Source organism: Microcoleus sp. S1D4 (genome assembly GCF_036700765.1).
Lineage (GTDB): Bacteria > Cyanobacteriota > Cyanobacteriia > Cyanobacteriales > Microcoleaceae > Microcoleus.
This window is the reverse complement of record NZ_JAUBPP010000001.1, coordinates 602940-612147: the sequence shown is the minus strand read 5'-3', so window position 1 is coordinate 612147 and position 9208 is coordinate 602940. Positions and strand designations below refer to the sequence as shown.

Here is a 9208-nt window from a genome sequence, read left to right as displayed (position 1 = left end):
GTTGATTCTCTGACTCCAAGTCTTTGACTTTTAATTGTAATTGCTCTATTAGATTCAGTAATATCTCTACTGTCTGAAGCATTGATTCGTCTGCAATCCCTTTTGGGTCGATGGTTTGCAGTAAATCGGAGGATGACTTGTCTTGTGAAATAATCTTTGGCGTCATGTCTCCTATTTTATGACACTTTGTGCACTCTGCTTACTTTTTTTTCTCTGCTACCCCTACTTATTGAGCGGATACTTTTAAAGGAACGCTTGAAATTGTCGGAAGCTTCAATCGAGAAGGGAGTTGAGCCAGTCATGGACTTCTCCTTTTTTAATACGATTTGATGATTCCGAATCTAAAGTATCCTTCAAAACTTCAGACATTGCTAATTCGTAGGCGGGGTGCTTGCGCTCTATCAAATCGAGCTTTTGATAACCAAATGCTTTCATGTCTTCGAGAAGAATTGGCTCCGTTGAACTTGCTTCGGGAAGTAGACCTTTACGAGCTTTTTTCCAAGGGAATTCACCGTGAGTCATATTGCTTAATCCATAAGCATGATAACCACCGAAATATCCCCAGATTTCTTCTAAAAGCTCTTGCTTATCAGAGGGAAGCTGCAATAATGATTCTTTGTTAGGAATAGGTAGCTGGCTAGCTTCAAACTCGCTGTAAAATCTATAAGCAGGAGGACAAACAGGGCCGTAACGCCATGCTTGGATTTCTTCTTGAAAGAATGGCTCATCATAGAGTGCCAAATGCAAGCTTTGTGCGTAATACAGCAGCTTTTGAAGCTTCATATTAGTCAGGTCAGCTTCTATACCATCTTCATACGCTCTGATAATGAAGTAGCGAGCCAAATTGAGACAGTCGATCATAGCCCCGACCCTCAGTCTAGAACATATACTTTTAGATCGCCAGATTTACAGCATATCAATACACATTATTATAATTGAAACTGAGGCGCGAGAGTAATCTAAAATCTGCCGATCGCACAAATGTAGATTCGATCGCCCATTCCAATCGCGATCGGGCTTTTTGTCACTATTCATACTTGCGGCCGCGCCACTGAGTAGGTTGATTTAACGCAGAAATTAGAATTCGCAAAAACGCCAGCGGATCGGCTAAAGGTGACAGCCAAAATAGCCATTTACCAGAGGCCTGAGTTGTATCGTAGCTTGGGGCGATCGCCAAACACAAAGCCGATCGCACCGCCACCAAAAATACATTCAATCCCCACAGCCAAAACTGCGGAAACGCCCCCACAGCAGGCACAGAACCAGACAACAAATACCACAGGACGATCGGTACCGGCAAACCTTGAACCGCCAGCAACAACCACAAATCGCCCCAAATTTGACCGCTAGAAGCAGCATCTTTCAAATCGAGCGATCGCCCCCACTCATTCCAAGTCTCGATCGCCCCCTCATACATCCGCACCTGCAACACCTTCGCCCCATCCAAAAAGCCCACCTTAAAGCCCTTAGCAGCAGCATAACGAGCCAGAGTCACATCATCGCAAAAAGAACCTTTTGCCACCTCGTAGCCCCCTAACGCCACCAAAACCTCGCGCTTACAGAGGAAACACTGACCGTTCGCCATCACCCGTTCCGGCACGTCCCCGCCAGTTCCCGTCGGCCCGAACCGATAAACCAAAGTCATTAACAGCGCAGGCTGCAGCCACAACTCCCCCGGATACTTGAGGATAAACTGCGGCGACAGCGAAATCAAATCGTAATTTCCAGCGGCCGCCGTCTTCAGCAAACTCGCAATCAAACCCGGATGCGGCACAGTATCCGCATCTATCCCCAAAATCCACTCGCACTTCTGGGAACTTGCCAAAAAACCCCAATTCAGCGCCCAGGGCCGCCCCACCCAGCCCGCCGGCAGCGGATCGTCGTTAATCAACCGAAACCGAGGGTCTTTTTGGGCCGCAGCTTTGACTAAATCTCCGGTTCCGTCTACCGAATAGCTGTCAACTACGATCGCCTCTCGGAGTTCGTAACTTTGGCGGCTCAATCCTTCCAAACAAGGCGAAATTCGATCGGCCTCGTTCAAAGTCGGCACCACCGCAGTACAAGCCCCTAACAAGTCCAGCGTCGGCGATTCCGGTTCCAGGGGCGGAATGCGCGACGGGCCTTTAATTAACCGCGACATTAAAAGGGCGGCGGCGGGTAATTGCAGCAGCAAAAGTGCGGCAGGTAGGATGCTTGTCAAGAGATTTGGCATATTAGGGGCGATCTGATGGATTTTAGATTTTAGATTTTAGATTTTAAATTGAAGAATTCGGAATTCCGAATTGTGGGTAGTATTAATTTGAAAAATTTAATCAAATTTTAGCTTTAAGCATCTTACAGTACAGTAGGGTGCATTAGCGAAAATTGTCGGAAAAAATTCACTATTTCCCAACAGACGCACGCTTGGAATAAATGGTGTAAAGCGAATTAAATTAGGAGTTTAGAGAGTGTCCGGGGGAGCATCTGGTGTTTTGCACAAAGCATTTTTTTATTGAGCGTGCGAGTTCTTAAGCTCGCAGGCTCAATGCAAAACTCAGATGCTCCCCTGTCCGGGGGAGCGACAGTAATCAAATTAGTCCGCACTACCAAAGGTTTTTATTATGGTAAACCGGACAGGATATGAGACTTGAGAATTACTTTTTATGAGGCGTCCTACTGCTAATCTCTAGCTGAAAAAACCCGGTTTCTTGTAGAAACCGGGTTTTTAAATTAGCTCAAAATTTCGTGTAAAATTTTGCCAAATCAGCCGCGATTGCGCGTGGGCCGCTTACTTACGCAAAGCACCGACGCGCTGAGAAGGAATTTCAGCTTTCAGAGCAGATTCCAAAGACGGAATTGCTTCTGTTAAGTCATTTGCTGCGGGTTTCGCCAGCCAGCTTAAAACGATCGCCGGAACTACACCCAGAAGCACAGCTAAGGATGTCGGGAACCAAAACCGAGAATCCAAGGAAGTTACAGTGATAATTGCTCCAAAAGCAAAGTTTACCAAATAAACAATTAACGGCAAACCCATTTCCGATCGATCTAATTTAATCGACGTTTTTCTCCACAAGAAAGCTGCTACTGACATAAATAGCGCTCCAGTACCCATCCAGCCCGCCAAGTTGCGGTAAGGCATCCCGAAGAAAGCCCCAAGTTCTTCAAACTCCCAAAAAGGTACTGAAGTTTGACTCATCGCCGGATCTAGTACAAAATCCCAAGCTGTCAGAAGCAAAGAACCAAGGGCGATCGCCCCGATTTGGCCCACCCAGTTGAGTTGGCCTTTACCGCCACCGACTCCAGCGCGAGCAATTATATAGGAAACCAGTCCCAGATAAAACCACGACAGCGGAATTGTAAACGGAACTAGCCCTGCAATTTTGTAGCCCAAACCGCTCAAGTAGTGATAGTTTCCGAAGGGAAAACCCGTACTCGTTCCCAACAACTCGCTACTTAAGGACAAAAACACAGAAGGCACCAAAAATGCCAGAGTTGCACCCAACCCCAACGTCCGATAGGCATAGATAGCAACCGCTGCTGCACCAAAAATGATATAAACTACTCCACCCCCAGCCATCCCCCATTGGAACAGAGTTTGTCCGGCGGGCGGTAAACTCATCACTAATTCAGGATTGGGTACAATCAGCAGCAGCCCTGCCAATCCAAAAGCCATTGACACGACGTGGGCTATCAAGCAAAAGCGCTCAGCCATCAAAAGTTGCTTCATGGGACTCCTCGAAAAAATATTAGATGCAGAAAGCATCCCCTAACAGTTTACAAATCTTTAACATCTTTAACAAAAAACAAAGACGAACTGGGAAAATCAGAATTTTCTGAATACACTGCGATCGCCCCAATCGCGAACCCGATTATACAGAATCCCCACCCCAATTAAAAATCAGCAACTGGGAACCCAGCCGGGCCAACCGCAGAGCGATCGCCAGCGAAGTCAATGGCAGCTAGGAGTTCGCTTTCCCCGACGATCCAGAATTTTGCCGATGCAGTGCGATCGTCCCGCCCGCGGCCTGTCAAATCATGTCAGGTCGATCGACAACAATAAATAAGGTTCGTAGTGCGGACGACCGTCCACCCAAAGTTCGTAGTGGGGACGACCGTCCGCCCTCATGCCCAAGACTTGCATTCGGCACAGATCAGTTTTTATTATGGTAATCAACCATAATATTTGAATTTCTGGTTTTCCCGAATGGATTATTGGTAAAGCCACCCCTCCAAATTTTTGGCATTAGTGCCAGATGTGGGTCAGGATTTAAAACCCTTAGAGCTTTTCTTTTTGTCCTGCGGTTTGGACTTTGACTTGTTAACTTCGCCTAAAGCTTGCTGAAATAAGTTGTTCAGGTGCAGGGGAACGCTGGCAATTTCCGGGAGTTCTGGTTCTAAGGGTTTTTTAAACTCTTGCAGTAAAGAATCTAAATCAGTCTCGATCGCAAAATCAGTCCGCTGCAACACAGTTTGCAAAATTTGTTCTAATTTCGCTGGATTAACTTTCGCTAACCGCTGCCAAATCCAGGCATTAATTGCAGCATCTTCAAGATAGCTGCGAACTAACTTTTCGTAACCAGGAATGGTTGAAAAGTCCTCTGCTGCCAGCATTTCGGTAAATTGAGCGTAGGTAGACAAAAAAGTTTGCCCCCAGCGAGGATGAGAAAGTGCTGTCACCTTTTCGGCTTTTTTGAAGCGATCGGGCAATTCGACTTTCGGCGTTACCATTTTTGAACTAGCATTGCTGTCGAGCATTACCTCAACGGCTTTAGCATCCGCGCCGGCTGCTGCGATGGCCGCGGCTTTGACCTCTTCTCGATCGACTCCAGCATCTTCCACCATATCCGCCAGAGATTTAGTTTCATCAACGCCGATCTCAGCTAGGTGTTTTTTAGTGATTACTTCCTGAAATTCAGCCAACTTTTTATTCAGGTGATATCCCGATAGCGTCACTTCGTCGCTACCAAAAAATTCGGTAAAATCTTCGTCGTACTTTTCTACCGACTTCCAAGCTTGTTCTAACAGTTCCGGCGCGTCACTGTACAGGTTATTTTTGTAATTTTGCTTGAAATTGCCGATCGCCACAGCCAACTTCGGCTTGCCCAATTTCCCCATCTGAATCGCAGGGCCCGAGAGTATCCACCAGTCATCGGTGAGGGGCGCAATCCGAGCCCGCAAGATTTCTCCTAACTTTAAGCGAGACATTTGTTCGAGGAAATTAGCGCTGTTGGGCTTGACAGCGTAGTGCTTGGCCGTCAGCCAGTTCATCAGTTCCAAGCTGTCGGGGGAAATTTGAGTAATCTCAAACAACGCAGGGAAGCTTCTGTGCTGCCAACTTTCTAGCAAACCGAGCTCGCTCTGGGTTAAATCCGGCTGACTTTCGATAAAAATGTCGATCGGCGTTTTATCTCCGACTTTACCTTCAACGGTAAAACTGTCAATCACTTGATTTTGCTGAGCAATATCATAGCGTTCACCAGTAGATCGAGCTGCTGCAAAAGCTTCCAAAGCTACTGCTAAATCTCCTTCAGCATCCATCACAAAGTCAATTAAATTTTGCTTGAGCGTCCAAGCTTTTTCCAACATTTCATCCACAAGTAATACCGATTTTGAATGAGAGGATTTAGATTAACAATTATGGGACTCGATTGCGATCGATCGCCCAGATTGCGAAAAATCGCAGAAATATGCGATCGATGCCCGGTATCGTGTCCGATCGATTGCCATCACAAAACGATTCGTTGAATTGCGTACAAGAGTACCAACTCTGGGAGCGGGCTAAAGTCCGCACTACGAACTTTAGGAGCGGACTCAAGTCCACACTACGAACGAATCTTAGATTTGTCAATCGATCCGAATACGATATGAGTCCTGAATTAGTTTAATTTTATGGCTAATAGTCAAAAAAAAGCGCCAATTTCCAACTCTGCTGTTAATATTTTTTTGGGCGATCCCAGTCGGAAAACCCGCCCTGGAAAAATTTTGCTGACAAATGGGATTTCAACGCAGCATAAAAATACCTCTCCCGCTCTAGAGATCAGCTAAAAATTCCCTATAAATTTGCTAAACTCGCGTTGAAAATAGTTTTTAATTTCAATGTTATCTTGCACCTGTGGCAAAAACTGGGAATAGAACCGAAAATCTAGTATCACAATCTGTATCTCTGGTTCAAAAACCCAGTTTTTATCAGTTGATAAACCTGGAGCGATCGAGTTTACGTGCATCTAAGACTGAAAAATACTTGCTGACTCGCAAACAACGGATACCGCGCCCCCGACGCTCCTCAGTAAATCTCCCAAAATTTTAGATTCTAGTTCCAGATTCCAGATTCACTGCGCTGCAAGTCAATCTAAAATCCCAAATCTAAAATCTAAAATCGATTGTGTTAGCGGCCGTCTTTGTCAATGTCCCCGGGAACAGCGCGTTCCACCCGATCCCAAGCGTCGCGCGTGGCGTGCTTAGCCTTTTCCCACTGTAGGTTCGACTTACCGCGATTTGTTTCGTAGTCGCGTTGCAAATCGTTTTCGATGTCGCTATAGCTTTTACCAGTACCGCCGTAACGGCTGTAACCCTCGTAGCCGGTGCGGTATGCAGGTTGATAATCTTCGTAAGTCGCGCTCGTGTCCGCGTAAGAACGGGTGCTGTAGTTGTTTTGCCAGTAAGTATCTTCTACTGTAGGGTCGATCGACTCTGCGACACCTTTACCCGCCAAACCGCCACCAAATGCGCCCACAACTGCGCCCACAACTGCGCCCACAGGCCCGCCGATCGCACCGCCGATCGCAGCACCCGCAGCACCCGCACTCGCAGCACCGATACCGGTTCCCACTGGATGAGCTCCTGTTTCCCCAGAAATCGGGTCTAGGTTAGCATCTGTTCCCTTCACTGTTTCTTTATCGTTGCTCATGATATTTTTTTCCTTTTATTTAACTGAATCTATGATTAAATCTACCTTTTAAACTTCTATTTATTCATCTTCCTTTGGGATGAATCTGCTAGTTTAAAAAGCCTGGTCAGCGCCACTAAAAAAGTGGTTTGAACGGAATAACTAAGTGGTTTCACAAGTTACTAAAACGACATAGGGTGCGCGATAGCACACCCTACATAGTTAGGTTCAAGCGATTTCAGAACGATGCTCTATTGTGTTCTCACCAAAGCTCCGTATTTACCAGCAACTTGAATTAGATAGATAGAAAATTGTTAATTTATTATTGACCCGTGACCTTTTCGATCAGCTCTTCAGCTTTTTGAACAATGTTTTCTTGCGGGTGCTCTTCGTTGTATTCCTTTAGACTTTCATCATAAACCTTCTCGACCTTTGCAGGATTTTGAGCTGTGTTGACGATATCTTCGTAAGCTGCTTGGGGATTGAGATCCTCAAATTTTTCTGCAGGGTCAGTAATTTTACCTGACTGCTGCGCCTGACTGCTGTATTGACCTGCTGCGTAAGCCGCCTGATTGGGTGCTAGCGCCATACCTGCTAAACCAATGAAAGCCAGCGTACAGATCAGCAAAATGCTTTGACTCAATGTTTGCCCGAGAGCTTTTAAAACCCGCTTCATATCGACATCTCCTGGTATTTTTTCGCAAAAACTATGGTGTTTGTTGTCCCGATCGGGCGATCGCGCGTCCAAAACCTTGGTTAAAGTGCAATCTTTGTTGCAGCTACCGTGTGTCGATCGATCCAAAAGGGCTATTTCTGATGATGTCCAATATATTAAACTCCTGCTTGCTATAATTACTTCTACCAAAAGATAGATTAGTTAAACAAGCAAAACTCATCTAGTTATGAGGGCCCGCAATTCGGCAAAACACTTGATCTAGCGGTTCTCCTACAATTATTGCAAACCCTCACTCTTCTCTCCTCTTCCTTCGCGATAAGAGCGCTTGCGCGCGGCGAAAGCCTAGCGCATCTTCGCGGTTCGTCAAAAAAAGCCCGTTCACCACACATCTAAAATTGCCATTAAAACCCGAACAAACTACACACACACCTGGTCTATGTTGAGGTTTCGACTCTGCATAGCTCTTTCAAATAGTTCGGTAGAAAGAGCTTGTTCTACCGACCAAACGCCAGGTTTTGCCAGTTTGCCTTCTAACATCAATTGAGCGATGCTGCCAGTACCGATGCCCGTAGCTGTAGCAGCATTTGGGTGTAGCGCTGTCGATCGAACTTTAGCCGGTTTACCGTTTTTGAGGCCGCTCACTTGCGATCGCACAGCCACGCCCACACCGCTAAAATTATTGCTAACAGCAGTCATCCCGTAGCTGACATAGGACAAAAATTCAATCACCGAAGGATTTTTCAGCCAGCTATCGGGCCAGTATTTGGCAACAAACCAAGTCAGGTGATTGTAAAGGTCTGGAGACGTACCGAATTTAGTAATAACTGTTTTTACTGGGAAAGTTTCGGGCAAAGTAATTGCTTCCGGCATATCGAACCAGTAAACCCCTGTTTTGCCGTAAGGTTCGGGAAATTCTATCGTTTCGCGATCGGTGTATGGCTTGATTTCCTGCATTTTGCCATCAATCAAAGCCTCAAAAGGAGTTTGCAAACCTAAGAAAGTAGTCCGCATCACCGTGACGCCAGCACCGCCAGAACCGCCGACAACGTAACTCAAATGCACCTGTTCGGCTGTATCTAATTTTTCGATATCTCGGCGCACCATGCTGTTAGAAACTCCCGGAAAAATTCCCGTGTTAATAATCGCTGTCACCCCAGCATTCTTAGCTGTTTCGCGCAATTCTAAAGCTCTGCGAGTAAAACTGCGGCTGTCGCTGACATCAGCATAATTAACACCAGCTTCGATGCAAGTTTTCAATACGCTAGCATCTCGGTAGTGAAATGGCCCGGCACAGTGAACTACGAGGTTAGAGGATGAAACAGCTTGTTGCAAAGCGGCGCTGTCTGCTAAATCTAAAGCTTGATACTGCACCCTATCCGGCGGCAATCCAGGGCTAATAGAGCCTTCAGGGTTGCGCCCAGTAAGAGTAATTTCTGCGTCGGTATGGGTAACAAGGTCTTGAGCAACGCTGCTGCCAATTCGGCCCCGCCCGCCGACAATTAAAACTCGGTTTGTCATCGCTAAAAATAGGGTAACGCTAATCTGATTTTCTCATTGTTCTAGTCATATTTTCCATCTGCACAAAGGATGAATTTTTGATAAACAGTCGATCGTTAATAGTTGACAGTGACAGTTGGTAGGGGCCGGTGCCTGTGAGTGTCAGCCCG

Annotated in this window: 8 protein-coding genes; all 8 read right to left on the bottom strand. The window is 46.2% G+C overall.

Annotated features, from left to right (window positions below; translation table 11 throughout):
- Positions 1-273: 273 nt before the first annotated feature.
- Positions 274-861, bottom strand: a complete 588-nt coding sequence (locus QT998_RS02435) for a Panacea domain-containing protein (RefSeq protein ID WP_333113224.1) — start codon at positions 859-861, stop codon at positions 274-276.
- Between the two features lie 166 nt (positions 862-1027).
- On the bottom strand, positions 1028-2212 hold the full coding sequence (gene cruG, locus QT998_RS02430; RefSeq protein ID WP_333113226.1) for a 2'-O-glycosyltransferase CruG: 1185 nt from the start codon (positions 2210-2212) through the stop codon (positions 1028-1030).
- 555 nt (positions 2213-2767) lie between these two features.
- The gene (cruF, locus tag QT998_RS02425) at positions 2768-3706 is read right to left on the bottom strand and encodes a gamma-carotene 1'-hydroxylase CruF (protein ID WP_333087883.1); all 939 of its coding nucleotides are present in this window, start codon (positions 3704-3706) and stop codon (positions 2768-2770) included.
- 164 nt (positions 3707-3870) lie between these two features.
- Positions 3871-4011 carry a hypothetical protein gene (locus QT998_RS02420; RefSeq protein ID WP_333087881.1) on the bottom strand — a complete coding sequence of 47 codons (141 nt, stop codon included), beginning with the start codon at positions 4009-4011 and terminating at the stop codon, positions 3871-3873.
- 228 nt (positions 4012-4239) lie between these two features.
- Positions 4240-5565, bottom strand: a complete 1326-nt coding sequence (locus QT998_RS02415) for a hypothetical protein (RefSeq protein ID WP_333113729.1) — start codon at positions 5563-5565, stop codon at positions 4240-4242.
- A 799-nt stretch (positions 5566-6364) separates the two neighbouring features.
- Positions 6365-6886 carry a hypothetical protein gene (locus tag QT998_RS02410; RefSeq protein ID WP_194012943.1) on the bottom strand — a complete coding sequence of 174 codons (522 nt, stop codon included), beginning with the start codon at positions 6884-6886 and terminating at the stop codon, positions 6365-6367.
- A gap of 301 nt (positions 6887-7187) precedes the next feature.
- A complete protein-coding gene (locus tag QT998_RS02405) occupies positions 7188-7667 on the bottom strand; it encodes a hypothetical protein (protein WP_333087879.1) in 480 nt (159 codons plus the stop codon).
- 291 nt (positions 7668-7958) lie between these two features.
- On the bottom strand, positions 7959-9059 hold the full coding sequence (locus tag QT998_RS02400) for a saccharopine dehydrogenase family protein (protein WP_333113229.1): 1101 nt from the start codon (positions 9057-9059) through the stop codon (positions 7959-7961).
- Positions 9060-9208: the final 149 nt, after the last annotated feature.

Bases quoted from the DNA above. Each gene is read 5' to 3' on its own strand.
- QT998_RS02410 (WP_194012943.1), bottom strand. From the start codon at position 6,886: ATGAGCAACGATAAAGAAACAGTGAAGGGAACAGATGCTAACCTAGAC.
- QT998_RS02435 (WP_333113224.1), bottom strand. From the start codon at position 861: ATGATCGACTGTCTCAATTTGGCTCGCTACTTCATTATCAGAGCGTAT.
- cruG (WP_333113226.1), bottom strand. From the start codon at position 2,212: ATGCCAAATCTCTTGACAAGCATCCTACCTGCCGCACTTTTGCTGCTG.
- QT998_RS02400 (WP_333113229.1), bottom strand. From the start codon at position 9,059: ATGACAAACCGAGTTTTAATTGTCGGCGGGCGGGGCCGAATTGGCAGC.
- QT998_RS02415 (WP_333113729.1), bottom strand. From the start codon at position 5,565: ATGTTGGAAAAAGCTTGGACGCTCAAGCAAAATTTAATTGACTTTGTG.
- cruF (WP_333087883.1), bottom strand. From the start codon at position 3,706: ATGAAGCAACTTTTGATGGCTGAGCGCTTTTGCTTGATAGCCCACGTC.